Origin of the sequence: Blastopirellula marina, assembly GCF_002967715.1 — a bacterium.
Taxonomy (GTDB): domain Bacteria; phylum Planctomycetota; class Planctomycetia; order Pirellulales; family Pirellulaceae; genus Bremerella; species Bremerella marina_B.
Map to the genome: position 1 here is coordinate 272,243 of NZ_PUIA01000038.1, position 23,866 is coordinate 296,108.

Annotated in this window: 19 protein-coding genes; 7 read left to right on the top strand and 12 right to left on the bottom strand. The window is 54.0% G+C overall.

What is annotated here, in order from left to right:
• Positions 1-742: 742 nt before the first annotated feature.
• The 3 genes from C5Y96_RS14920 to C5Y96_RS14930 all read left to right on the top strand — a co-directional run bounded on the left by C5Y96_RS14920 (position 743) and on the right by C5Y96_RS14930 (position 4,233).
• Positions 743-1,063: a hypothetical protein gene (locus tag C5Y96_RS14920; protein ID WP_105354805.1), complete on the top strand. Its 321-nt coding sequence runs from the start codon at positions 743-745 to the stop codon at positions 1,061-1,063.
• An 808-nt stretch (positions 1,064-1,871) separates the two neighbouring features.
• A complete protein-coding gene (locus C5Y96_RS14925; protein ID WP_158261248.1) occupies positions 1,872-3,365 on the top strand; it encodes a serine/threonine protein kinase in 1,494 nt (497 codons plus the stop codon).
• 187 nt (positions 3,366-3,552) lie between these two features.
• Positions 3,553-4,233 (top strand): PGN_0703 family putative restriction endonuclease, encoded by a 681-nt coding sequence (locus C5Y96_RS14930; RefSeq protein ID WP_409994419.1) that lies wholly within the window; start codon positions 3,553-3,555, stop codon positions 4,231-4,233.
• 189 nt (positions 4,234-4,422) lie between these two features.
• On the opposite strand, the gene C5Y96_RS14935 is transcribed toward C5Y96_RS14930, so the two are convergent.
• The 6 genes from C5Y96_RS14935 to C5Y96_RS14960 all read right to left on the bottom strand — a co-directional run bounded on the left by C5Y96_RS14935 (position 4,423) and on the right by C5Y96_RS14960 (position 8,924).
• Positions 4,423-5,724 carry an MBL fold metallo-hydrolase gene (locus tag C5Y96_RS14935; protein WP_105354813.1) on the bottom strand — a complete coding sequence of 434 codons (1,302 nt, stop codon included), beginning with the start codon at positions 5,722-5,724 and terminating at the stop codon, positions 4,423-4,425.
• A gap of 32 nt (positions 5,725-5,756) precedes the next feature.
• Positions 5,757-6,143, bottom strand: coding sequence for a hypothetical protein (locus C5Y96_RS14940; protein ID WP_105354816.1), 387 nt, complete (start codon positions 6,141-6,143; stop codon positions 5,757-5,759).
• 46 nt (positions 6,144-6,189) lie between these two features.
• The gene (locus C5Y96_RS14945; RefSeq protein WP_105354818.1) at positions 6,190-6,588 is read right to left on the bottom strand and encodes a hypothetical protein; all 399 of its coding nucleotides are present in this window, start codon (positions 6,586-6,588) and stop codon (positions 6,190-6,192) included.
• 77 nt (positions 6,589-6,665) lie between these two features.
• A complete protein-coding gene (locus tag C5Y96_RS14950; protein ID WP_105354820.1) occupies positions 6,666-7,700 on the bottom strand; it encodes a helix-turn-helix transcriptional regulator in 1,035 nt (344 codons plus the stop codon).
• Positions 7,701-7,803: 103 nt separating this feature from the next.
• A complete protein-coding gene (locus C5Y96_RS14955) occupies positions 7,804-8,469 on the bottom strand; it encodes a metallophosphoesterase (RefSeq protein ID WP_105354822.1) in 666 nt (221 codons plus the stop codon).
• A gap of 74 nt (positions 8,470-8,543) precedes the next feature.
• The gene (locus tag C5Y96_RS14960; RefSeq protein WP_105354824.1) at positions 8,544-8,924 is read right to left on the bottom strand and encodes a hypothetical protein; all 381 of its coding nucleotides are present in this window, start codon (positions 8,922-8,924) and stop codon (positions 8,544-8,546) included.
• 358 nt (positions 8,925-9,282) lie between these two features.
• Between C5Y96_RS14960 and C5Y96_RS14965 the strand changes: the two genes are divergently transcribed.
• Positions 9,283-10,485: a hypothetical protein gene (locus C5Y96_RS14965; RefSeq protein WP_105354827.1), complete on the top strand. Its 1,203-nt coding sequence runs from the start codon at positions 9,283-9,285 to the stop codon at positions 10,483-10,485.
• A gap of 301 nt (positions 10,486-10,786) precedes the next feature.
• Here C5Y96_RS14965 and C5Y96_RS14970 read toward each other — a convergent pair whose 3' ends face one another.
• From C5Y96_RS14970 to C5Y96_RS14995, 6 genes are all read right to left on the bottom strand, one after another.
• Entirely contained in the window at positions 10,787-12,226 is a 1,440-nt protein-coding gene (locus C5Y96_RS14970; protein WP_105354829.1) for a DUF1501 domain-containing protein, read from the bottom strand.
• A gap of 10 nt (positions 12,227-12,236) precedes the next feature.
• Positions 12,237-14,759, bottom strand: a complete 2,523-nt coding sequence (locus tag C5Y96_RS14975; RefSeq protein WP_105354832.1) for a PSD1 and planctomycete cytochrome C domain-containing protein — start codon at positions 14,757-14,759, stop codon at positions 12,237-12,239.
• A 384-nt stretch (positions 14,760-15,143) separates the two neighbouring features.
• On the bottom strand, positions 15,144-16,349 hold the full coding sequence (locus C5Y96_RS14980; protein WP_146115668.1) for an esterase/lipase family protein: 1,206 nt from the start codon (positions 16,347-16,349) through the stop codon (positions 15,144-15,146).
• Positions 16,350-16,354: 5 nt separating this feature from the next.
• The gene (locus tag C5Y96_RS14985) at positions 16,355-19,117 is read right to left on the bottom strand and encodes an ATP-binding cassette domain-containing protein (RefSeq protein ID WP_105354836.1); all 2,763 of its coding nucleotides are present in this window, start codon (positions 19,115-19,117) and stop codon (positions 16,355-16,357) included.
• Positions 19,110-20,471: a hypothetical protein gene (locus C5Y96_RS14990; protein WP_105354839.1), complete on the bottom strand. Its 1,362-nt coding sequence runs from the start codon at positions 20,469-20,471 to the stop codon at positions 19,110-19,112. Before C5Y96_RS14990 ends, C5Y96_RS14985 begins: the two co-directional genes overlap by 8 nt.
• The gene (locus tag C5Y96_RS14995; RefSeq protein WP_105354841.1) at positions 20,468-22,387 is read right to left on the bottom strand and encodes a protein kinase domain-containing protein; all 1,920 of its coding nucleotides are present in this window, start codon (positions 22,385-22,387) and stop codon (positions 20,468-20,470) included. Before C5Y96_RS14995 ends, C5Y96_RS14990 begins: the two co-directional genes overlap by 4 nt.
• Positions 22,388-22,785: 398 nt before the next feature.
• Between C5Y96_RS14995 and C5Y96_RS15000 the strand changes: the two genes are divergently transcribed.
• From C5Y96_RS15000 to C5Y96_RS15010, 3 genes are all read left to right on the top strand, one after another.
• A complete protein-coding gene (locus tag C5Y96_RS15000) occupies positions 22,786-23,079 on the top strand; it encodes a methyltransferase (RefSeq protein ID WP_261341393.1) in 294 nt (97 codons plus the stop codon).
• 6 nt (positions 23,080-23,085) lie between these two features.
• Complete coding sequence (locus tag C5Y96_RS15005) at positions 23,086-23,307, top strand: DUF2905 domain-containing protein (protein ID WP_105354843.1); 222 nt, start codon at positions 23,086-23,088, stop codon at positions 23,305-23,307.
• 78 nt (positions 23,308-23,385) lie between these two features.
• Positions 23,386-23,598, top strand: a complete 213-nt coding sequence (locus C5Y96_RS15010) for a DUF542 domain-containing protein (protein ID WP_105354845.1) — start codon at positions 23,386-23,388, stop codon at positions 23,596-23,598.
• Positions 23,599-23,866 lie beyond the last annotated feature (268 nt).

Sequence of the window (23,866 nt, forward strand, 5' to 3'; positions counted from 1 at the left end):
TTTCTCTGAACTGAATCGAAATGTTCGAGTACCTGTTGTCGCCCCAGAGGCCAATAGGTCAATGCCTGCCGGCACTTCAGTGGATTCGATGGCCTTGGTCTTTTGGGTTGGATCGTAAAATGGGTGCCCTGGTTTGAACATCGTCCGGACCACGGTCTTCTCTTCTGTCCCCTGTCTCACCGCAAACGCAAGTTGCTTTGTCTTGGGTAAGAAAGACATGGGAACGCCATTTAAACGATCACTTCTAAATTCGCTAGAATTCAACCCGAGAATCAACGAGCCACGTTCTTGTTTCGCGGCCAGGTGGAATTCTGCAACATGATAACCCCCAAGAGATTGGTCATTCTCAGCGAATACATGGTTGTCGTCTCCCCACATGAGACGTAGCCACTTGGCACCTCGATCTGGTTGCGGGAATCTTGGCGATGCGACCAAGCGTGCCGATTTGCCTTCAAGTTGCCAAACTCGGAGTACTTCGCCATCAATGCATGCCAGGTAACGACCACTCGGAGAAAAAAGAGCAGGCGTGGTGAATGAATAATCTCTGTCAGAGACAGGAATGACTTCCTCATCGAGTTCAACGTTCCATAGCCTGGCTTTGTTTTCTCCATCAAGTCGAAATGCGAGATGCGAGGCCTTGTCGGCGAAGGTAATCACTTGCCTTTTCATGGACTCCCTTGGCCCAAGTTTCTCCTTGATCAAGTTGTGGAGATTAGGAACAGGGTAAGTCCAAGACGTTGCGATGGGTGTGAAGTCAGATGGCAATTCACGTGTTTGTGGCTTGCTTTCCGTCGGTTCCGTTGCCTGGTTTGTCGCTGGAGGAAAACTCGGCTTTCTCGTATCACTCTCTGGTGTCGTTGAACTCGCGGTATCGGTAACCGAAGGAGCACTGTCAGTAGCTCGAAATCCCGGAGAAGGCGTTTGCGCTAATATTGGTAACAGCAACAACGGCAAGCACGCCACCGCCTTTCCAGAGAGTGGTAACGAATTCCATCGTTGTTTGATACTGCCTGACGGTGTGGCTGTCGTCACATACCAGATCGGAATCCAGACAAAACCATAGATGATCCAAAGTGGTAGCTGGATGTACCAACTCAACTTCGATGGCCAGCGTTCACTGTACCATTCGTCGAATGACATTGCTGAGGGAGGAATGTCTTGCTGTGATGCGGCTTTGCTGGCTTGAACCTCTATTGTTGGGGCCGCCTGGTCAAAATGAAAAGCTTCCGACGCCAGTCGCCAAGCAGGTTCATTCTGACTTCTAACATGGTCGCTAGGTCGAAGGCGTCCAATAGTTGCCCACTTCTCTAATGTCGCCTGAGCAATGGGGCCAACCTCACGGTCACCACGCTTTGCGTACCATGCTTCTCCCATTCGCCGCTTCCCCTGCGCATCGTTGATGATCAATCGCTACATCGATGTCGAACTGGTATTTCGTACACCGAGAAGCGAGAGGTCAGACGTAGAACATTTACAACCGAATCACGTATCTGACCAACACCGAAATCTAAACAGGTTCTGTGAAGACAGAATGAAGGATTGATGAATGCGGAGCATCTAAATCGCGGCTGTTCGATTGCGTTTACGCGAGAGGTGTATAAGAGGACTCGGTAGAATATTCTGATTCAGAATAGGCGTGTGGGAATGATCGGCAACGGCAAGGTGCGATTCAGATGGTAAGCGGAGCAGAAGGTCATAAGAAATGTGAGACGATCCCAGGCAATGGGGTCGGCCAAGGCAGTTTAGTTGGTGGTAGATTTCGGATTGTGCGATGTGTCTCGCCGCTGTTGTATCACGCTCACGATCAGAAGAGGGACCGCCCCGTTTGGCTACGATTGTGTCACGGCTCTCGGGTTCTCAATGAATCTAAAGTGGATGGCGGTCAACAGCTAAAGCAGGCAAAGGTGATGGGAGACAGGGCTTCCCAAGTCCTTAAGGTTGGCAAGGTCGCGGCGAACTGTTTTGTCGCATCCGAATTCGTGGAAGGACAGTTTCTCGACGAGGTGCTCAATCATCGCCTGTTCTCAACAGAAGAAGCCGTGACGCTGGTTCGATCGCTTTTGCCCATCTTGCAGTTTGGACACCAGCAAGGGCTCATTCATCGCGGCATCAGTCCTGAGTCGATCATTCTAACCGTCCAAAAGCGGCTTCTGCTTATGGAATATGGTGTCGATTCTCGTTGGAAAATTGGTTCCGGAAATCGCTCGCTTCACGCCTATCACGCCCCTGAGCAAGTCAAAGAAGACGAGTCGGGGATTGGTCCGGCCACAGATGTTTATTGCATTGGTGTGCTGCTTTATGAACTATTGACGGGCACGGTGCCATTCAAATGTGCGCACGATGAAGTGCTCGATGAATTGATCGTTACTCGAAATCCAACGCCTGTTCGTCTGCTTGCACCGGAAGTGCCACCCGGACTGGAGAGAATTGTTAATCGGTGTCTTGCAAAGGACCCTCATCAGCGATTCTCGTCGTTGGCAGACTTGCGTAAATCATTGGAGGAGTATGCGGCTGAAAAGTCGCAGCAATCCACGGTCGTTTCCAATCAAGAGAAACCCAAGAAGCGTTCCCTACGGATCGTCATTTCAAGTGTACTCCTCCTGGCGGTTATGCCCATCGCTTACTTTGTCATCAAGGATCGGGGCATGGGACCAATTAACTTCGATTCGATGAGTGAGGAGACAGAAGAGGAATCAAGTGGATTCAAGGCATTCGCAAAGCAGGAGTCCGCGAGGGTTACTGAGGATGAGCTTGATGTCGAGCCTGAACTGCCTGCTGTCGGCGAGATGCGTGAAGGGGGAATCGACCTGATGGCTCGCATTGAGTTGCCTAAGCATGTTCTCTCGGAACCCTGGAGATGGGCCGGTAAAAGCCTGGTCTGCGAGCCTCGTACGGATCAGAACTCGATTCTTCGGATTCCTTATGACGCACCAGCGGAATACACGATCGAGTTCAAAGTTCGCTCACTTGGGGCCGACAACGGCGGCGCGTTATTACTCGGATTGGCAAATGACCGAGTTGGCTTTGGCGCACATTTAAAGGGTTATGCAGCGCAAAGTTGGCTTTTAGAATACGGCTCCGAACCAGCATCGCCCGAAAATGGGATGCATCAACGCAGGATGCCTGCCAAATTCTTTCAGTCAGAACAGCCGGTCGTCATTCGTTGTACCGTCGATGCGGATTCCGTCCGTGTCGAAGAAAACGGTCGGCTCAAACTCGAATGGAAAGGAGACTTTGATAAGCTCTCGCGAGAACGTTGCTGGGCAACGGAGAATGTGCCCAATCAGCGAGTCATGTTTATTTGTACCTGGGGGGCGTTTGAGTTTTCAGAAATCCGAGTCCATCCTGCGACTGGCAAAAGCTGATCCCCTCCGAGGTTGAGCCGCTTGGGAATTCAAATAAGGATTGGTAGCGAAGCGGCATACTTGGTGAATTCTGATCGACCCTCTCAATGGTCGGGCACAAAACCGATTGAGTCGTGTGACCCACCTCCGTCCATGGCCCTGTCGATAACATTGTCAAACAACACCGTTGTGGGAGGATGTTATCGGAATGGAGCGAGCGTTCTTGGATCGCCTTCGTCATTGGTTTCATGACGTCTCTTTAAAAGAGATTCGTTCACGTGATGAGTGGGAATGTGCTTTGAGATGCCCTTCTGGAAAATCACTAGGGCAATATGCGTGGGAGACAGCAAGAAGTCGACAAGGAATTCTGATGAACCTGTTCTGCTCGAATAGATTTCGGGAGGCGGACGAAGTCAAAGATCTGCTCCAATGTCGGAATCTTTGGCCTAGGTTCTTTGTGCCCGCCCCGATTGAAAAAAGAGATGGCAATGGCGACCCGACGACGATAGACGTGGTTATTGACGACACATTCGTTCAAGCGTCTCTGTCCGAAATCAACTTTACGAAGCAGCGCTTGGAAGTTGTCGAGAATTACTTGCGGTTCCATGAAGTGTTTCAGGATACCGGGTTGCCGCAGCATAACGGAAGTTACTTGAACTTTCGGGTAATTCGGAACCTGCTGGCCGCTTCACAGAATAACAAGCGACACATTTTGCTTGGCGATCAGAAGAGGCCTGACCTGGCCGAGTCTTACCTGCGAACCGTTGCAGCCCTCAAGGATAAGGCTTTTCGTTCTCGGTGCCGTATCGTGTACTGGCAGGAGCTGCTGCGAGTTATTGATCCCAACTTACGTCGCTTCGTTGAAACACGATTCAATCTTGTGTCTTAGTGGCGTTAGAATCAATCGTCCTCATCCCCAAAGATGTCACTCAAATTGATCAGCGTGAATTCCATTCCATGCTGCTCCTCTGCGCTTTTCGCATATTTCTTTAGGAAAGCTGCTCGGCGCGTATCGCCTTGTTCGAGATTGGGCACGGCGTGTTGTTCTTGGTGTGAATGATGGATAGCAAGATAAGGATTACGTGATCTCGACTGGTCGCCCGTCTTCCGCCAAAACAGCGTTGGGAAAGTGTTCTCGGAACTGAGTTGGTTCGAACGTATGGATAGGGATCACGGCTTGGGGAGCGATCTTTCTTACAAAGGTGACAATGTCTTTCGCGTGCATGTGACCGCTCGTGTGGGCCTCAACGAGGTGGCCGCCGTTCTTGGTGAGTGATTGCCGGGTTCGCTTCCAGTCGGGTTTTTCTAGATAGCCCTTCCAACTTGAGTAGAGGCAAAGGGTGTTATCGGGATAGCTGCCTGGGAAGTCGACTTCCAGAGAAGGTCGAAAGACCATGAGGAACTTGCTGGGGGATTCGACAATCTCGCTCATTTCAATTTGTTTCGAGCGAAATTGATCGACGAGCTTGCTCAGGTTTCTTTCCTTGATGGTGCCAGCAAAGTTGTTGGGAAAGTAGACTCGAATGGAGTCGTCTCGTTGAGGCGAAGGAACTTTGGTTTCGCTACTTAGAAAATGAAGTATCGCTGCGGTGTATACGTCGGCGACAAATTTCCGGTTCGTCTTCTTCGCTGCCCGGATGAATGCAACCAGTCGATCGACGTGCTGTGGGGAAAAAGCAGCAAGCACAAGGCTGGTTGCGTCTTGGATGTAGCCAACGATTTCGCGTTCTAGATCGTATTCCGAAACTCCGTGACCATCCGGCAACCCGAAGTGAGTCCCTTCCATCAGCATCGCATCGACCTGGCGATCGGCGAGAGTGTCGATCAGGCTTCTGGCCATCCCAGGTTTCCGGCCATGGAGGCGGAGGTCCCCAGTGTAGAGCAGGCTCTTTCCATCAGCTTCAATCAAATATGCCAGGCAGCCAAAGGTGGAATGATCGACCGAATAGCCTGTGATCGCAAACGGTCCAATCTGAAAGGAAGTGCCAGGCAGCACTTCGCGAAAGCGTGCGCGAGGCAACTCGACTTGGTTTGCGAACAGCTTTCCGACAAGCATGATCTTGCTTGTTCCGCTGGTGGCATAGACGGGGATTTGCTCGTTGGTGTGATCCAGTAGGCCTGTATGGTCCAAGTGGGCATGAGACAAGAGGATCGCGTCAGGGGACCGCGCATCATCAAATAACCCGGAAACCGCCGGGAGGATGCCACGCGATTGAAGATTCTCTTTTGTCATTCGACGAAGGGAAAAGGTATCCAGCGCCTCTCGGTTGTCGTTGAACAAGGGGAGACCGACATCAAGGACAATTCGACAGTCTTGAGCCTGGACTTCGATGCAGGACCCTCCGACTTCCTGGCTTCCTCGGTGAATGGTAACGTTCAAAGTGTTCGTTCTCGGGTGTTAATGTTGTTTAGCTAATCGTCTTCGGGTTGGTAATTGTAAAATATCCGGCGGCGGCTCTCGGTGAACTGGCTTCGCGTTTGGAGAGCCTTCCATTCACGTCCTAGTGTTATTCGCAGGTCAAACCAGGCAACATCTTCTGGTGTGACCGGACCATCTCTCTCTGGAATCCACCAATCTCCGTGATTCGCAGTAAAGAGGGCTACCGGGAAGTTGGAACCAAAGTAAACGAATTCGTCACCAATTTGTCCCCAAATCCCCGGAGGAGTCTGATCCTTCCTGCTTTGGGGATAGGCGACGCTCCGCATGTCTTCACGGAGAAGAACATCTAGAATCGTCGTTCGAATCAGCTCGCTTTCTTCGTCTGTCATGATGCGGTTGAACAAGTGAGGGGAGCACATCCATGAAATCTGTAAGTGTCATAAGATACCACTTCCGTCACGCCTATCATAATTCTTCGTGGACGTACCACTTCTTCTCCACGGGGCTCCATGTCAGTGTGTAGACCGTGACCTTTTCCAAGGGCCGATTGGCCTGTGAGATCCATTCGATAACGACGTTGCATCGGTAGCCAGGCCACGACTTCTGGTCTTTGGGGCAAGGTTTCGACAAATCGTATGCCAGGATATGGGCCTTGCAGGGAGAGATATTTCGGATGTTGAAAGAGATCGGATCGCGAAGCGTTGCTGCCAGAAGTGTCTCTGCTTCGCTGTCTTCACCGGCGATCCATTTGTTGAGTTCCGAGGATAAGTAAGCTTCCGCTCCCTCCTGAGAGCCTTCCGTCGAAGGTGCGCATCCGGACAGGAGAATGAGTGATAGAAAAAGGGTCGTCGAGAGCGTTTTCATGGGCTGTTCCTTCGTGGGGGTAAGTAGCTGTGGGACTACTATTTACCCGAAGGAATCGGCAAAGGTGGGTCACGCATCTATTCCGTTCGCGAATTCATCTTCAGAGCCTTAGTCAGGGTCTGGTTCAATTTCTGGCGAAGGGCATCCGGTTTGATCACGGTGACTTTCCCTGCCCACGCTAGAACCCAGTGCAGAATTTCATCGAGACCATCTACCTGGAAAGAGAGCAATACACGATCACCTTTGGTTTTCTTCGCCTTTTGGGTGTGATGCCAGATTGTCTCCGTCACGATCTTGGCAGCTTCTGCTTCAAACTCAAGTTCAATATCGTAGCGTTGTTTGCCACGAAAGACGGACCAGGCATTGCCAAAGTGGTTTCGCAAGTCAAAGTCCGCAGGGACCTCTGCCGGTTTCTGTGTGGCGCGAAGGCTCTTGAAACGGGCCACTCGAAAAGTCTTGGCCTCTGTTTCGCCAGCCATGTGACCGACGACATACCAGGCCTGTTTGACAAGGCATAGTCGATAGGGGTGAATGGTCAGCTTGACTTGCTGCGTTTCATAGGGAGATTTGTAGACCCCGGTAATCTGCGTCTGGTTGAGCAGGGCACATTGAATTGCCTGGACCGTCTCGTGATGTTTGCTATGGTCCGCTAGTTTTAGATCGAAGACCTCGATCAGGCGAAGCGCATCGGCGATGATGGTTTTCAGGTGCTCCTGCGAGGATGCCGCAAGTTTCCTGGTCGTCGGTTTGGCACCTGGTCCGATGTTCAGTCCCGGGGCTTGCGAGAAGGCGGTCGCGAGGGCTTGCCCCCAAGCTTCATCCGCAGTCAGTGCCAGAGCCGGAAACTTGTAGTCAGGCCGTACCCGAAAACAATGCTCACGTTCGTCAAAATAATAGGGAACCCCGGCGAACTCGAGAACTTCCAGGTCTCTGCGGACTGTTCGCTCCGAGCATTCCAGTTCGTCGGCGATGGCCTTGAGGTCCCAGCGCCCTCGCGACTGGATCAGGTTCAGCACACCCAATACCCGTGCGATACGTGCATTTTGACGCACGCGTCGATCTCGATCGGGGCGGCGTGGTAGGGAAGAATCAGGAGGGGCAGATTTCGGCATTAAGCAGACCTACGTTGTTAGATGAGAAGATTCGGGCGTGATCCAGGGACAACGATCAGACTTGGCAGGTTCGGGGCTTGGTGCTACTTGGTTTGTCTGATCGTTAGACATGCCGCATGACGGGAATGCCAGCTTCGGTAACTTGCCATATCTGTCGTGAAGTTACGTCCATCGCCGTTAGGACTCCTCCCAGGCCACAGCCAGTATCGAGGCAACGACAGAATCCCAGGTCGCGAATTTCGCCGGGTGAATGCCCGACGATAAATGTTTTTCCGCTGACGTGTGCCTGCGGCGGTTCCTCCTCAATCGCGGTCCAACGCAGCAATCGGGACGGTTGTTCGGAGAGTTGCGAATACCAGCAGTAGTTGGCATGTGTGAAGATGAACTGATCGGTCTCGAAGATTGGCAGGCAGGCTGCCAGGAAGTCCCAATGGTGATCAGGCACATCCGTAATAGCAGCTTGCAGAGCATACGATTCGAGCGTGAAATCTCCTCCCTGGTACATCCATCTGCCTTCGGCATGAGGGTCGTTTCGACTTTCGAGCATCATGTCATCGTGATTTCCCAAGATGGCAATGTGGCGATAGGCCTGATCGAGGCTGGAAAGGATTTCCAGGACCTGGCCGCTTTTCGGGCCGCGGTTAACATAATCGCCAAGCGTTACGATCGTATCCTCAGTCGTGGGCTGAATCAGTTCGAGAAGGCTCAGGAGTGCAGCGGCGTGGCCGTGGATATCTCCAATCGCAATAAGTCGTTCTGGAGGTGGCATAAATACCTGAGGGTTATTGAAGTCGGCGGTGCGTCATGACCAGAGGCAGTGGTTTCGATTCTAACATTCTAAATTCAGAAATCCTCGAAATCGGGCATAGGGGGAGCCTTGAGATTCAATTCAATTTTCAAGTCAGACTCCATCGCACGTAGGTGTTCTGAGATCATCACTTCGTGCTCGTCGAAGAATACCTTGGTCCCACTTGTCGGAAGATTAAATCGGCGGCGGACAATTTCCAACGCCATTCCAGGCGGTGCGTCATCACCATGAGCAATTCCCCAACGCTGTTTGGCCAAACTAACGACGCGTCCCCGAGGCAGCGCGTAGGGATTACCACCCATTCGACGAACAAGTTTCTCCGGATCTTTGCCCCACTTCTCGCCAATTACGCGAAGAACTTCCGGCCAGATATGGACGTGTCCAATCTCACGTCCGACGGGCCTCTCCTCGAACACGATCAACTCCCAACTGTCATTGGGAAGAGGAATCCAATAGTACGGCCCTGTGAAGGGGGCTTGGCAAGTGTTTTCAGGTGTTGGCAAGTCCTACCTACTTAAATCGGGAATGAATGCTCTATGAACAGGATGGCGAAGCCCAACGGAAAAGTTGGGTCCAGCTCATTAAAAATAGTCGATAGTCACGGCAAGGGTGGGTCACGCTGTAATGGCATTTCCAGATTTGTACTGAAAATGTGTAGCAATTCATCGTCCACGAGGTTATCAACACGATGCTTGTATGATTGGTATGGCCGCCTGAATCCTCGTCGATTGGGCATATTTCATTCGCTAGGGTCTGTTCATTGAGGGGTTTGATATGCCTGTGAAGGTATCGTGGTACGGTGAACGCGGTATTGTGAATGCTGTCGTTGCAGGGCTCATCAATGCCGAAGTGGCCGGTGTGATTGCATTTCTAAATCAGGTTGAATGGGGAGGTGAGCCTCCGCATTTAGAGGAAATTACATCTGTTGAGTTGATTGTGGAGATTGGCTGCGGAGAGTTCGGCGATCCCGACCTGATCATTATCTGCAAATCGGGAGAAGAAGTACGATTGGTAACGTTCGTAGAAGCAAAAGTCATTTCGTACGAAGTTAGCGCTGGCTCGAATCAACTAGGCATGCGTGTCAAAGGTTACAACAGTACGATCAATGGGCAATTATCACTGAAGTACCGCTTGGCCATCGCGCTCTCGCAATGGAACAACCCTGACGACGACCTACGCGAATCGAAAGAAATCTACGATGCCTACCATCGCCCGGGGGCTCGAAGCGGCCTAGGAGACACGATGCAACGGGCGCGTCACCTGAAGAAGCCGACCGTTCTTCAGATGCTACATAACGCCGGTTTGGCACAACTGCCGCTGGAGAAATTTCGCTTCGTTGCTTGGACCTGGGATCACCAGGCTTTCTTCTGTCAGAATGATTTTCACGATTCGGATCACCGACCGCTGTTTCTGGATCAGAAAGGTGAGGAGCAGTGGAACAACACCCGGTCTTTGCTTGGCTGGATTGGATTCCAGCAAATTGCGGGTTTAGCTCCTTTCATAGAGCCCTTAGGCGAGGAGTTTCACAGAGCTTTCGCAACAATGAGGGACACGCTTCAACCGGCTCCGATCGTAATTGATGACTTCGAACCGATTAAAACCTACAACATTAAGCAGAACAGCAGCCAAAGCACCATCGATCAGCTTCAGACACTGGAAGAACTGGCGGAGGAATACTTCTCTGTCATACGGGGAAATGGTAGCTATAGCATCACGTACGCCGGGAAAGTGATTCTCAAACTTGTTCCTATAAAGGACGCGCCGGAGGAGTATCTGCTGCTGGGGGTTTCAACCTCGCTAGGGCGAAATGAATGGGGAGGTCACATACTGAATGGGCAGAAACAGATCGGCGTGGGAAAAAATGCTCAAGCGTTTTTCACAATTAATTTGCCGAGTACGGACGAGGCTTTCGTAATCGCAAATGACATTATCCAGGATGTTGCCGAGGTCCTTGGAATCAAGGCTGATGGTGGATAGCTGGGTTTCTGGATAGTGAACCCCCGCGAGGGCATTCCGATGGGCCCTCTACATGTTCCGATAAGTGATACGTTCAGCGAAAAGGTATTGCCGTGAGGTAACCTGGCTAAGGTGCTTACGCAACTGGGTAACGTCGCGGCCCATGCTTGTTTCCCTCAGGAAATGGCGTCAATTGGCTGAGTTCTAAAGACGGTAGAAGGGCACGTTCCATTCGTACAAAGGGCTGGCGTGGCGTGTTATCGATGTGAGGGAAACGTTAGGCCATCCGTTACCATAGCGTTCCAGCTTTCATGACGCCGCTCTAGGCGATAATGTCGTTCACGACGTGCCCTTTCACGTCGGTCAGACGCATGTCGCGACCGGCGTAGCGGTAGGTCAGACGCTCGTGGTCGAGGCCTAGCAGATGCAGAATGGTGGCATGCCAGTCGTGGATGTGAACTCGCCCATCGACCGCTTCATAGCCGTATTCGTCGGTCGCTCCATGAACGTAGCCACCCTTGATTCCACCTCCGGCCATCCACATCGAGAAGCCTTTGTTGTTGTGATCGCGGCCATCCCCCTGTGCGTACGGCGAGCGACCGAACTCGCCTCCCCACAGGACAAGCGTGTCCTTCAACAGTCCTCGCTGTTGGAGATCGGCCAGTAATCCGGCAATGGGGCGATCCACCGAGCCGCAACTGCCGCGCAGCGACTCTTCTAAATTCAAATGATGGTCCCACCCGCCCATGGTCACTTCCACAAAGCGGACCCCTGCCTCGACCATTCGTCGAGCCAAGAGACATTGGCGTCCAAACGTATCCGTTCCACCAGCCGATGGGCCCGCACCTCCGCCACCGAACATGCCTGGTCGCCGACCTTGTCCGCCTGCTTGCTGTTCGATTCCGTACATCTTCAACGTCGAGGCGGTCTCGTTGCTGATGTCCAAGACTTCCGGCATTTCGCTTTGCATTCGGAAGGCAAGTTCGTAAGACGAGATCAATCCGTCGATTTCCGGGCTGCCGCCAAGCGACTCTGCGGTCGAGCGATTAAGTGTCTGGATGAAGTCCAGTTGAGCGCGTTGGGCATCGGAGCTACGACGCTCGTTCTTCAGATTGCTGATCGTCTCGCCGGCTCTGAATCCTCGTCGACTGATTCGGGTTCCCTGGTACATTGCCGGTAAGAACGAGGCACCATAGTTCGCGGCACCACCGTTGTTTCTCGGTGGATTGATGGAGACGAACCCTGGCAAGTCAGTGTTTTCGGTCCCCAGTCCGTAGAGGACCCATGCACCGAGACTGGGACGTGAAAACTGAAAAATACCACAGTGCAGTTGCAGGAAGGCCTGGGCATGGGCAGGCAAGTTTGTATGCATCCCGTTGAGCACACACAACTTGTCCGCATGGGTCGCTACATCCGAGAACAACTCGCTTACCCAAAGCCCACTTTCTCCGTGCTGCTTGAACCGAAATGGTGAGCCGAGCAACTTCCCACCTCGCCCACCTCCTTGGTTGCGAGGGGTTGGCTTGCCGTCATCGGCAAGAAGTTGAGGCTTGTAGTCGAACGTATCAAGGTGGCTAGGGCCCCCTTCCATGCACAAAAAGATGACACGCTTTGCCCGCGGTTCGAAGTGTGTTTCCTTCGAGGCGAGCGGATTGGTAACGGCATCTGCGGCATGAGCCGCCTGCTGGTGCGCTAGTGCCGCGAACGCCAGGTAGCCGAAGCCGGAAACGGACGAACGAAGAAATGCTCTGCGAGAATGCATGTTTTGTGTCTCACCGTCGATATTGGAATTCGGCACTGGCAAACAACGCTTGACAAAACGCGCTCCAGCGAGCGTGTTCGTTGTTTGGCCGGCCGGGACGAAATCGCAGCGGAGTTTCCGTGGGGTAGGAAGTGAGAAAACGATTTGCCTGGTCATGTTCAGTCGCCGTCGCTTTACGGCCGAAGAACCGAACAAACGCCGCGTCGATTCGTTTGTCTTGACCTGACAATGTCAATAATTGCCTGGCCGCCTCATCAGAAGCCCGCAGGACGAATTCGTTGTTCAGCAGGTATAGTCCTTGCGCCGGAACGGTGGTCTGCTGTCGATGTGCGGTGATCAATGAGGGATCGGCCGCATCGAACAAGGCAAGCGATTCAGGCAAACTGTCTCGAATAACAGGCAAATAGATCGAACGATGAACGTTGTCTGGATCGTCGATCGATCGCGTGATAGAAGCACCGCCGAACCGATTGACCGGGCCTTCACTTTGTCTGGCAACGGCTGAGCCAATGGGCCGTTTCTCGTCCAGGCGTCCGCTAACGGCCAGCATCGCGTCACGTAGACTTTCGGCATCGAGACGTCGCAGCGACATACGCCACAACAGGACGTTGTCAGGATCAATGGCCAACGCCTGGTCTTCGGCAGTCGAACTCAATTGATAAACCTGACTGGTGACGATTCGACGAATTAGCCGCTTAACACTCCAGCCATCGTCCATGAAGCCGATCGCGAGATGATCGAGTAGTTCCGGATGCGAGGGTACCTGGCCGGCAAGCCCAAAGTCATCGGCGGTGGGCACCAGTCCGCGTCCAAACAATTGAAGCCAAACGCGATTGACCATCACACGTGCGGTTAGCGGATTGTTGGGGGTGGCGATCCATTCCGCCAATTCCAGCCGGCCACTGTGACTTCGCGGAATTTCAAGGGGTGTGCTGGTGAGTACCTGCAATGTTCCACGTGGCACGAGTTCCTTTTCCGGTGAATCGTGCTCGCCGCGAATATAGACGGGGCTATTGGCAATCAAGCGTGTGCTGTCGTACGTATAGCGGTTGGCTCCTTGACCGAATCCAAACGAGCGGCGATTTCCGAACTGGGGACCGGAACGCTTGTCATGTACCCCCATCGCCAGCGACTTGGGATCGCCGTTGCTTTCATAAGCATCCAATTGGGCCTGAAGCAGCGATACTTGGCCGGAAGTCAGGAATCGTTGGACAGGCTCTCGCAGATTGCGAATCTGCTCTTGAACGCGATCCATCTGACTTTCGATACGATCGCGCTCGCTGTCGGAAAGTGCCGAAATCGCCACATCCACTTCCGCGTCCGCTGGGAGAGTAAGAAGCTCGCTGGGACGCTGTGCGTTGATAAAACGGATGGTTCCATAGCACGTTTCCGTGCTGCGGAATATTCCCGCCATCGCGTAATAGTCGGCCTGAGGAATTGGATCGAACTTGTGGTCGTGACAACGTGCGCAGGCCACGGTGATTCCTAAAAATGCCTGGGTTGTCACATCGATCTGCTCGTCGGCTACGTCCAGTTCATACTTCAGCCCGCTTCGCTCGTTGAGTGTTTTCGTACCGAGGGCGAGGAAACCAGTGGCGATCATTCTCTCGGCTTGCTGCTTGGAATTCTCGGACCGCATCAGGTCACCAGCAAGCTGCTCTTTCACGAACTGATCGTACGGCTTGTCGTGATTGAATGCGTCGATAACGTAATCGCGATACCTCCACGCTTGAGGATAGAAGAAGTTCACCGTGCTGCCGGTACTCTCGGCATACCTTGCAACGTCTAGCCAATGGCGAGCCCATTTCTCTCCGAAGTGTGGTGAGGCAAGTAGTCGATCGACCGCTGCTTCGTAGGCGTCCGCCGAATCGTCGGTGACGAATGCCTCGACTTCCATTTCGGTTGGCGGCAGACCAATAAGATCAAAGCTAAGGCGACGCAGCAGCGTTCTCTTGTCCGCCTGGTCTACCGGCGAGATCCCCTGGGCTTGCAACTTGGCAAGGACAAAGCGGTCTATGTTCGTAATGGGCCAGTCACTTTGTTGAACGTCAGGAATCTCTGGGGCTTGGGGAACTTGAAAAGCCCAGTGCTTCCGGCCAGCTTCGATATCGACCTCGTATCGATGAGCGACGATCGCCTCCCCTTCACGAGGATCAACAGCTCCGAGCGAAATCCACTTCTCGAAGTCAGCAATGACCTCGGGGGAAAGCTTCTTGTCAGGGGGCATCTGTAAATCATCGGTGGCGTGCCGGATCGCTTTGATCAACAGGCTCTTTTCCAGATTTCTCGGCACCACCGCCGCCCCTCGCTCACCCCCCCGCCGGATTCCCGTACGCGTATCGAGCGCGAGGCCACCTTCCATTTCATCCGCTTCGGCAGAGTGGCACGAATAACACTCGCTAATCAATACGGGGCGAATCTTCTTCTCGAAGAACTGCTGCGATTCCGTGTCGGAACTGTCGTCGGCAGCGAGACTACCAAGTGGAAATAAAGCGGCGAAGGTCGCTATGGCGAAGAGAAATGGAAGACGCATCGAAAGGTGAACCCCTAACCAATCGCTGTGAGTTACGAGTCATTCATATTGAGTGCTCGGATACGTTTGCCCACGTAGGTCCGGCGGCCATTCTTTCTAAACCCCATCGTTATCGATTGGTTTCGCGAAATTCACGTGACATCGTTTTCGGCCAGGGATGCTTCGGAAGGGTCCGCTCGCTTGGTGTAATCCGACACTCAGGGGGGCACCGCGGTGGGGGTGTGCTTGTGTGATTGTCTTGATCTTGGAGGGGGTAGTCGTTGGTTTTCTCGGTAACGCCGAGAGAAAGCCTGGTAAATTCCGAATGTCAGGCAATATGGGCCAACACACCCTGTCCGAGGTCCATTTTCGTCGCGATTAGGGGACCCGCAAACGTCGGAACGACTAGTTCTGCGGCACACCGAGTTGTATGAGAACCCATTGGGTGTATTCACGCTGCTCCGGCGTTTCCGTCGAGAAATCAAGCAATTGCAGGTGTGTGCGGGAAAACTGGCGGACTTCATCGGCGGCGGCGAGGGTGGCGTTGGCGATCGTCACGGCCCCGTCCCCTTGGCCGTGGCATAGTTCTGAAGACGCAGCGAAGCGAAGGATTGCATCACGTTTCTTTTCCGGCACGCGGCGTCGGGCAAGTATCGCTGTGAGCTCTGCGAGCGATTCGGCCTGTTGGGGCTTGGTCAGGTAGGCCTTGGTGCCAACGGCACAGGCGTAGTGGACCTTAGCTGGCTTGCTTGTCTGGCTCAGTTGTGTGAGTAAGGGACTGCCTGGCGTCAGGTCAACGGCCGCTTCTCCCTGGCCGTCGTTGACGATCGTCCACTTGCGGTCCAAGAGCACCCCCACGGAATTCGCCAGTTCCAACCATTTCTGTCCCTTGGCCAGGTTGGACCCGCTGTGCGGTGTACCCAGCATTACCACCCGATCGACGCAGCCAGGACCTTGGCCGGGCATTTCCAGGCAATACCGCGCGACCAGGCCACCCATGCTGTGCGCGAGGATCGAAACACGCGTTTGCGGGTACGACGCTTTCAACGCTTTGAGTTGCTCGCTCAGACGAATCGCCGAAGCGGCTACCGGGCCGTCGTTGGGATACTCGAACAGGATCACTTGCACGTCGTGTGACTCAAGAAAGCGTTCTGCTTTGCGGACATCTTTCACGGTCGACTCAAGCCCATGAATGAGCACGACGGTTGGACGTTTAGGATCGAAATCTTCCGGAATGACGAGCCCCCACTGAACCTTGAGCAGCTTGGCCACATCATCCGGACTTAACTGCTGCGGTAGTTTCAGCTCCAGTCGGTCTGCCAGGAACTTCACTTCCAGCAAGCCTGCCAGGTCGGCGGCCAGAAGAGCCGCTCTTTCATCGCGACCAAGTCGGCGGCGCGGCTGCGATTTTATGTTGGCTGGAAACTTGAGCCCTAGTTTCTCTTGCAGCTGACGTCGTACTTCCTCAGGCTGATAGAACTCCCCTTGCTCCAGCGGAATGACAAGCTCGATCGTTTCGGCCATACCGCTTCGGACACTGCCTAGCAGAACACCGATGGCGATGGCCAATGCGATGAGATAACGCGTGCTAAAACGTTGAACGTTGTTCATGGTATTCAAGGGGAATGCTGCGGTTGGTTTTTGGTCTGACTCGTTGCTCGCCAGGGGAGTATGTGAGCGAGATACCGCTTCAGGCGACTGTGCCGGTTGCCTGCCTGTACCCAGAGGATGAACCACGTGACGCCGGGCAATGCGAAGGCCAGTACGACGAGTATCGAGATAGCCTCCCAGAACCACTGATTATAACCGTTCTCGTCACGCGTCTGCGGATCCTCTTCATCGAGGCTTCTCAGGGCCATGTCTCCATAGCGAGAGAGCGTTCCGTACGAGATGGCAATCGCAACCGTTGTCGGCAAGTCTTCGTTGACGGCCTGGTCGTAGGAAGGGCTTTTGACGGCCTGCTCGTCCAGGCATCGTCGCAGCTCTGCAGAAACGTGCGGTCCAATTCCACGTTCTGAAACGGACGATGCGTTCGCTTTGTGCTCGATGGTCTTGCGGCAGGTACTCAATTTTCCGCGACATACTTCGCACAGCCATTGGCCGTTGGTCGGGACGCGATGTTCGACACGACGGACGCAGTTCGTTTTTCCTTCGCATCGGTGCAGATGAAAACTGCCGTAGGCGGATTGCAGGTTGCCTCCTTTGCCTGCGACTTCCGCACTGAAAACGATCTGCAAGATCATCATCAGGGGCAGCAGAAAATTCGCAATCGAGCTGCTTTTGCCGGAGACCGCCGAGATCACCATTCCCATGCCGACAGCGGCCCAGCCGGTTAGCACCAGCACCACAAAGGCAACGAACGCGTTAGGCAGACCGGGATCGTCAGTCCAATAACGCAGTGGCTCCAGCAGCCCGACAAAGACCAATGTTTGCACCGCCGAGATCAGCCACAGCGAGAGGGTTTTGGCCGCTACGAACGGCCATAGATGAAGGAACAACACGCTTTCATGCTCGAAGCTTGTTCTCTCGTTCACGATCGACAACAGGCTCAGGCTCGCCCCCATCCAGATACTTGCCAGAATGGCAAAGAAGGGAAGCACGAACTGGTCGTCGGAGTGGATACCAAAGTGCAGCGCAAACGCAAAGAATGCCGGTACCAGCAGAAGGGGCAGAAACAGCCAGTACGGCTGGATGAACTTAGCGTTTCTTTTTACGAGACCGAGCGGTGAAAGCAGTGTGCTGATCGCAGATGGCAGGCCAATGGTCAGCAACCTGCGGTTGACCATCTTGGCAAACTCACGACTGAAGAGAATGCGAAACTGATGCAGAGCCGAGGTGTTTTTCAGGTGTTTCGATGAATCCTGATTGTCTGCCACGGGCGAGCTTTCGCCGCGAAACTCTGGGGGCTCTGCAAGATCGAGATCCGTAAACTCGCCAGAGGGAATGCGCTCGCGAAGTTGATCCGGCGTGCCATCGAATTTCAAGTCTCCACTTAGCACGAGCAGTACGCGGTCGAAGAACTCGAGGTGTGCCAGCCCATGCGTGATCACAATCACGGTGCACCCTTGATTGCTTAGCCCCCGCAATAGTCGCATCAGTTGAATCTCGCGTCCTTGATCCAATCCGCTGGCCGGTTCGTCCAACAGAAGCAGTCGCGGCTTGGAAATCAACTCCGATGCAATGCGTGCCCGCTTCGATTCACCGCCACTTAGCTGTGTGGGAAGTGCCTCCCATCGCGACTGAGGAATTTCCAGTCGTGAGAGAAGTTCGGTGATTTCACCGCGGGATGGCCGGTCGGTCGAGCGGGCTTCGCGGCGGAGATCGGCGCGATACTCAATCGACTGTCGAACGGTCAGGTCGGCATGCAGCACCTCTTCCTGTGGGACAAACCCTAACTGGGCCCGGTACGCCTCGGGGTCGCCATCGAAAGAGATCCCACCGACCGCAACGGAACCGCTGGCCTGCCCGCGTACGTTTCCCAGGATCGTATGCATCAGTGTCGACTTGCCGGCCCCACTTTGACCGGCAATCGCGACCATTTGTCCCGAGGTAATCGAGAGGGAAACGGGAGCGAGTCGGCCGTCGACGGCAATCTTTGAAAGCAGTAGGTCGGCTCCGTTAATCCCTGCGACTGGAATCAGCTGGGCATCTTCTTCATTGAAGATCCAGGCATACCCGTCGATCTGAATCAGGTTGCCCCCCACCAATCGTTGGGAAACGATCGGCTGTCGATCGACGAACGTTCCCCCAGGCGTATCGAGATCGACGATCCAGAACTCGCGTCGTACCTTTCGCCCGTTGGAATCGTCGCGTGGATATCGGCAAACAAACAGAGCATGATCCATTTCGACGGCCGAGTCAGGCACGACCTTGCATGGATCGTTCTGGCCATCGCTGCGCCGCCCCAAGGTGAGTGGTGTTCCCACATCGATCGCGACTTGGTCGGGGCAGAACCTTTCAATTGCTGGAACTGAAATGCGTGAGGGACTCGCGGCGAAGGCACGGGCACAGATTTCTACGTCGCCGCAGATGTGCGTGCCTGGCAGGGTGATCTCGATGGGCTCGCCTGCACGCTTGGCCGCGCAGTGAAATGGATTGCCGTCGAATGTTATCTCCAGCGAAGCTCCTTCCCCGAGCGGTATCGACTGGTGTTGGTGTGGATCAAGCGTCAGGTGACGCTCGGTGCCGAGCCATCGCAAAGTGATGTGCAGCTTAGCCTGGCGAGGAAGCGAAAGGGCATGGCTCCAGCGAGGATGCTCGCGCACGCAGGTCAGCGTGTGGTGACAATGCGCACACGCGGCGGCATCTGGCGGGTTGAACGTCAAGCATTCGGGACAAACGAGTCCCGTCACGCTGCTGCTGGACGCTTCCCTACTCATCGATTCTCTCGGCTTCGTAGTAACTGGTCACCTTCAGGTCGCGAATGTTCTCGGTGCCAATCAGAAGATGATTGTCGCTGAAATCGGTTAAAGAAGCGTTCCAGCTTCCGCGGGCCGACTTAACGAACAATTCGTCCTGCGAGTAACTGATCGAACAATCCTCGCCAGGGGTCAAGGTGGTGGTGATGCGACGACCGTTCTGCTCGGATTCGACGTGAACCTTCCCGCCGGTGATTCGCATCTGCATAGCATCGGACGTGTCAGTTACCGTGTCGGCGACTTTGGCGAGATTAAGCTTTCCTGAAACGGAAGCATCGAAGTGTATGCCCAGCATCCCGGAAACCTCCGAGGCATCGACTTCCCACTCTTCGCCTGCCCCTTTGTCCTGGCTGGGAAAGAGGTAGTAGTCCATCAACAGGCTGCTGTTGTAAGCGAGGTTTTCAAAGTCTCCCAAGGGAAGCGGATCTCCTTCGATCAGGTCGATGCCGATGATTCCCAGGTCGCGGACATAGGTGACTTTGAACTTGTGGCCAGAGAGTCGTTCGATACGCGCTAGCATCTCGACATCGTCGTCGACCTTGAGTGGGTTGCCTAAAAGCTTGATCCCATTGGTAAGGGTCCAGTGCAAGCCAGGGTCGACAGTGTTGACAATCTCGGCAATTCGGCGTGCGATTAGGTACTGGGGAAATTGTTGGCCAAACGTGTCGGCCTGGGACAGCACGAGTTGAATGATGGGAGACTCTGGTTGAATCAGCTCAAGCTCATGTTCCGATACCACTTCCAACTGGGTAACTTCAGGAAAGGAAATCAGGACTTCGAGTCGAGATCCGTTGTTCGCGGTTACTTCAGAGATGGCGGTGACCTGATGGCGATAGATGAAATGTCCGCGTCCCCTGAGGACCCACTTCTTGTTCGTGCCGGAGCCGGTGGTGTCAAAAAAGGCGGTGCTCTTTAGCTGGCGTCCTGCGGGATAGAACTTGATAAAGTCACCTTGCGAAGCTTCGCTGTCTGGCTTGCCGCGATCGTCTTCCTTGGTTCGCTCCCACTTCGTTTGCGTAGAGGCCGTTTCCTGAAGCTGCTTTTGGGCGTACTCGAGGTTGAAGGAGACCACCGCAGCCTGACGTGGGCAGAGTTCTTGATTTCCAGTGAGCTGTGTCCAACGCTCGACGGCCTGCTGCCAATCGGATTGCTGGTGCAAGGCCAGGATCTCTTCGCATTGCTTGTCGTACTTTGGCAAGCATTCAACCACAGGCACCGCCGGTACGGCAGGAGCACAGCCGCGCGAGGCCAGCAAAATGGCTCCACCCAATACCAATACAGCAAGCAGCAAAGCTGGTAACGCGAATTTGTTCATGGGGATCTCGTGGGGTCCGAGGAGTTTTCGATTTCGTAGGGGGAAGGTGGCCCGGGGCAATTGAGGATTTGAAATTTCAGCACCGACAAGCCGTTTTGTGTCTTCCCGGCAGCATTGGCTTTCCATAGGGCCAGGGCACCATCGAAGGGAGCGTTGTAGATCATGTTGGCATTATAGGCATAGCCATTTTGCTCCAGGCTTAGGCCAAACGTCTGGCCAGGTTCCCAGGCGAAAGGCATCGTGTTGGATGCGTTTTTGGGATTGTATTCGTGGTGCGTTTCTTCTTTCCACGTGTTGTTGTAGCGGTTGCCTTGCTGGTGCCCGTCGACATAGATACGGACAACACGGTATTTGCCCCAGCCTTCTTCTGCCTCGCCTTGGATGAGTCGAATGTTCCACGGTTGTTTGGTCGAACTTAAATCCTTCAGCCAACCCGCCAGTATTTCGTTTTCGGATTGATTCGTAATTAAGCTAAGTTGTTCATAGACTTCACTCTTCGAGAAGCTTTTGTCAGCCCATAATTGCCATTCGTCCCGGGCTTGATCGAGTGTGTCGATCCTTGCGTCGACGGCTTCTTTCGCATTGTGATCCCAGGGCGCTCGGGCGTAGTCGTTCAGCAGACGCGCCAAGCGATCATCGCGACGGGTTCGATAGAAATCATTCATGATCCTGTCCCGCAATGAATCACTCCATCCACGTACCTCTCCAGGGAACATGCTAACTTTCGGATCGCTCGAACTCTTGAGTTCGGCATATGCTTTCCAGATGTCAGAAGCAGTGGCCGTCTTGTCGCTGGCGTTGTTCTCCGCTTTCTGAACGACTTCCTGCCAGCGTTTTTGAGCCTCGCTAGGCTCGGTGTTGTTAGTGGTGTCAGCGGCAGGAGAAACACTCGGTTCTTGCGGTGGATTTTGGCGTAGATGCCGGACCTGGTCCTCAAGTTCGCCAACCTTATCTGCGAGCTTCGTTTGAGCGTCGAGCTGATCACGCAGCTGAGCTTCCAGGCTGAGGTTCGTTTGGTGGGTCAGCCATTCGACCCAGACCAGCGAAATGATGCTCAACAGCATGACCGCTAGGGCGACGCGTAGCATGTTCGTCGATCGCTGCCGCTGGCGTGCCATTTGATCTTGCCACGCTGAACGCACGGCACCGCACCGATAGGGCTCTTTGCTGGCCCCCCGGCGAAGCAGCAGCACGATGAGCTGACGTAACGCGTACGAAGCGTTGGAGTTCTTCAACTGTTTGTCGATCGCTTCCAGGCTCGAGCGGTCAAAAGAATGCCCTAGTACCAACTCGCAGCCAATCAAGCCCAATGCGTACAGGTCGTGGTTGAAGTCTGGCTTGCCGGCAGAGGACGCCTCTTGGCCTGGTATCGCGTACCGTAGCGAGTCGTTCTCGAGGATCTTGCTGCCGGTCCACCACGAGAAACAGCCGATCGCAGCATCCCCTACCCAGGCAATCTCGTTTTCGCCCCTGGCCGAAAGAAAGACATTCTTCGATCGCATATCCCCGTGCGAGATTCCCAGATCGTGCAGCGTTTCCAGCCCTGACACCATTTGCAGGAAGATTCGCTCGACATCTGCTACCAGGGCAGGCTCGTGGGGATGCAGTTTGTCCCACAGACGCGATCGGTATTGATCGGTAATTACCCACAGCAGGTTGTCCTGCGAGCCATACCTTACGATGTGCGAAACGTGCGGCATCGCCCCGCGGGAAAGAAGTTCGAGACGTTGGGCCAGAGGTTCGTGGTACTGGTCGCCGATATCTTTCGTAGAGATGAAACGGACGACTAATGGAATCGATGAAGACGATGCTTGCTCGACCCGGAAAACATCACCATAGACGCCGGTTCCTTGGAGTCGTTCGCCGAGAGTAAGATCGGCTGGCAGCAGGTGAGCATAGTCCGCAAGATCAGGCATCGAAGTTGTCGATCCTCACTAGATTCGATAAATCGGAAACATCTCGGCCGTGCGGCATCGCCACGGCCTGTGGCAATAAGGTAAATCGCAAAACAGGGGAATTCAACTGAATAGTGGCGTGCCATTTCAAGTGGCCATGAGTTTCGCGTAATCCGACGTCAAGTCAGTCAGGATTTTCGTGCGACTTTGCCTGGTGGCCGGCATAGGCGTTCGATTTGTCTCGTCCGGCAGGCGATCGCGTATTCATGTTGACAGCGAATATCGATCACCAGCGGACGCCCTGTACGGCGTTTTCAAGCGACGTGATTCTATGTTCCCTGATTGACCGTTAGAATCAGGGTCGATGGAGATCGCACTAATGCTGAATATTGTTCTGGCAGAACGGCAGCGATCTCTACGTGATGCGACACATTATCCACGATTGGGACGACGAAAAGTCGGAAACGATTCTGCGTAACTGCCATCAAGCGATGTCAGATGGCGCGAAACTGTTGATCGTGGAAAGTGTGATTCCGCCTGGCAACGAGCCATTGGGAGGTAAGTTCCTCGACCTGGTCATGCTGCTGATTCCTGGTGGGAAGGAAAGAACCGCCAACGAGTATCAAGCACTGCTCGAAAAGACCGGTTTTGAGCTCACGCAAATTATTCCGACCGAGAGCGAAGTCAGTATTATCGAGGCGACTAAACGTTAATACGATATGCAACATCCCGCATGGGCATTCATTGTCATTGGTATAGTGATCGTAGGAGTCGGCCTGGTCTGGCTTCTCTTTCCTTCGATACCGTGGCTCGGCAAGTTGCCAGGCGATATCCGAATCGAAGGAGAGAACACACGAATCTACATTCCCATCACGACCTGTATCGTATTGAGCGTATTGCTGACCGGCATCATGTGGCTCGTGCGGTACTTTTCACGCTAAAGCCTTCGGACGCACCTTGCCAGTTTCGGAGAGGTGCGTTCTACGATGCATTCGCGCGTGTTTGAAAGAGAGTAAGTGATGACGGCCTGCGATCTTGAAACATCGGTGCCCGATTGGATCATCGATCACCCCGAGACGATCGGCGTGTTCCAGGAACTGGGGATCGATTACTCGTGCGGCGGCAAGTCACTCAAATATCTTTGTGAAAAGGAAGGCCTCGATGCCAAGGAGGTCCTGAAGCGGCTGCACGAGATGATTGTGTTCGCATCAGCCACGAAAAAGAAGGGATGAGCGACACATAGCCACCGCGGCCTAAGCGCGCAGCAAATCCTGTCTCCTCGCCCCGGCGGGGAGAGAGTGAGGGTGTGTTTCGCCAGCAGGCATTCCAATGGAAAACGTCGGACGCGAACAGCGCAGCCAGTCGCACCCGGCACAACGCTAACCCGCGGCCTTTGAGATGAAGATCGCATTTGCTGCGGTCCATTATGGCAACGCCATGTTCGCGCGCAATCTTCTTCTCGCCAGCCCCAAAGGGGCGACCGTTCATAGCCAGGGGTGG

Coding starts and splice junctions, on each gene's coding strand:
- C5Y96_RS14975 (WP_105354832.1), bottom strand. CDS start 14,759: ATGCGTCTTCCATTTCTCTTCGCCATAGCGACCTTCGCCGCTTTATTT.
- C5Y96_RS14970 (WP_105354829.1), bottom strand. CDS start 12,226: ATGCATTCTCGCAGAGCATTTCTTCGTTCGTCCGTTTCCGGCTTCGGC.
- C5Y96_RS14990 (WP_105354839.1), bottom strand. CDS start 20,471: ATGAACAAATTCGCGTTACCAGCTTTGCTGCTTGCTGTATTGGTATTG.
- C5Y96_RS14940 (WP_105354816.1), bottom strand. CDS start 6,143: ATGTGCTCCCCTCACTTGTTCAACCGCATCATGACAGACGAAGAAAGC.
- C5Y96_RS14955 (WP_105354822.1), bottom strand. CDS start 8,469: ATGCCACCTCCAGAACGACTTATTGCGATTGGAGATATCCACGGCCAC.
- C5Y96_RS15010 (WP_105354845.1), top strand. CDS start 23,386: ATGACGGCCTGCGATCTTGAAACATCGGTGCCCGATTGGATCATCGAT.
- C5Y96_RS14920 (WP_105354805.1), top strand. CDS start 743: ATGGGTGTGAAGTCAGATGGCAATTCACGTGTTTGTGGCTTGCTTTCC.
- C5Y96_RS14980 (WP_146115668.1), bottom strand. CDS start 16,349: ATGAACAACGTTCAACGTTTTAGCACGCGTTATCTCATCGCATTGGCC.
- C5Y96_RS14965 (WP_105354827.1), top strand. CDS start 9,283: ATGCCTGTGAAGGTATCGTGGTACGGTGAACGCGGTATTGTGAATGCT.
- C5Y96_RS15005 (WP_105354843.1), top strand. CDS start 23,086: ATGCAACATCCCGCATGGGCATTCATTGTCATTGGTATAGTGATCGTA.
- C5Y96_RS14945 (WP_105354818.1), bottom strand. CDS start 6,588: ATGAAAACGCTCTCGACGACCCTTTTTCTATCACTCATTCTCCTGTCC.
- C5Y96_RS14995 (WP_105354841.1), bottom strand. CDS start 22,387: ATGCCTGATCTTGCGGACTATGCTCACCTGCTGCCAGCCGATCTTACT.
- C5Y96_RS14930 (WP_409994419.1), top strand. CDS start 3,553: ATGGAGCGAGCGTTCTTGGATCGCCTTCGTCATTGGTTTCATGACGTC.
- C5Y96_RS14950 (WP_105354820.1), bottom strand. CDS start 7,700: ATGCCGAAATCTGCCCCTCCTGATTCTTCCCTACCACGCCGCCCCGAT.
- C5Y96_RS14985 (WP_105354836.1), bottom strand. CDS start 19,117: ATGAGTAGGGAAGCGTCCAGCAGCAGCGTGACGGGACTCGTTTGTCCC.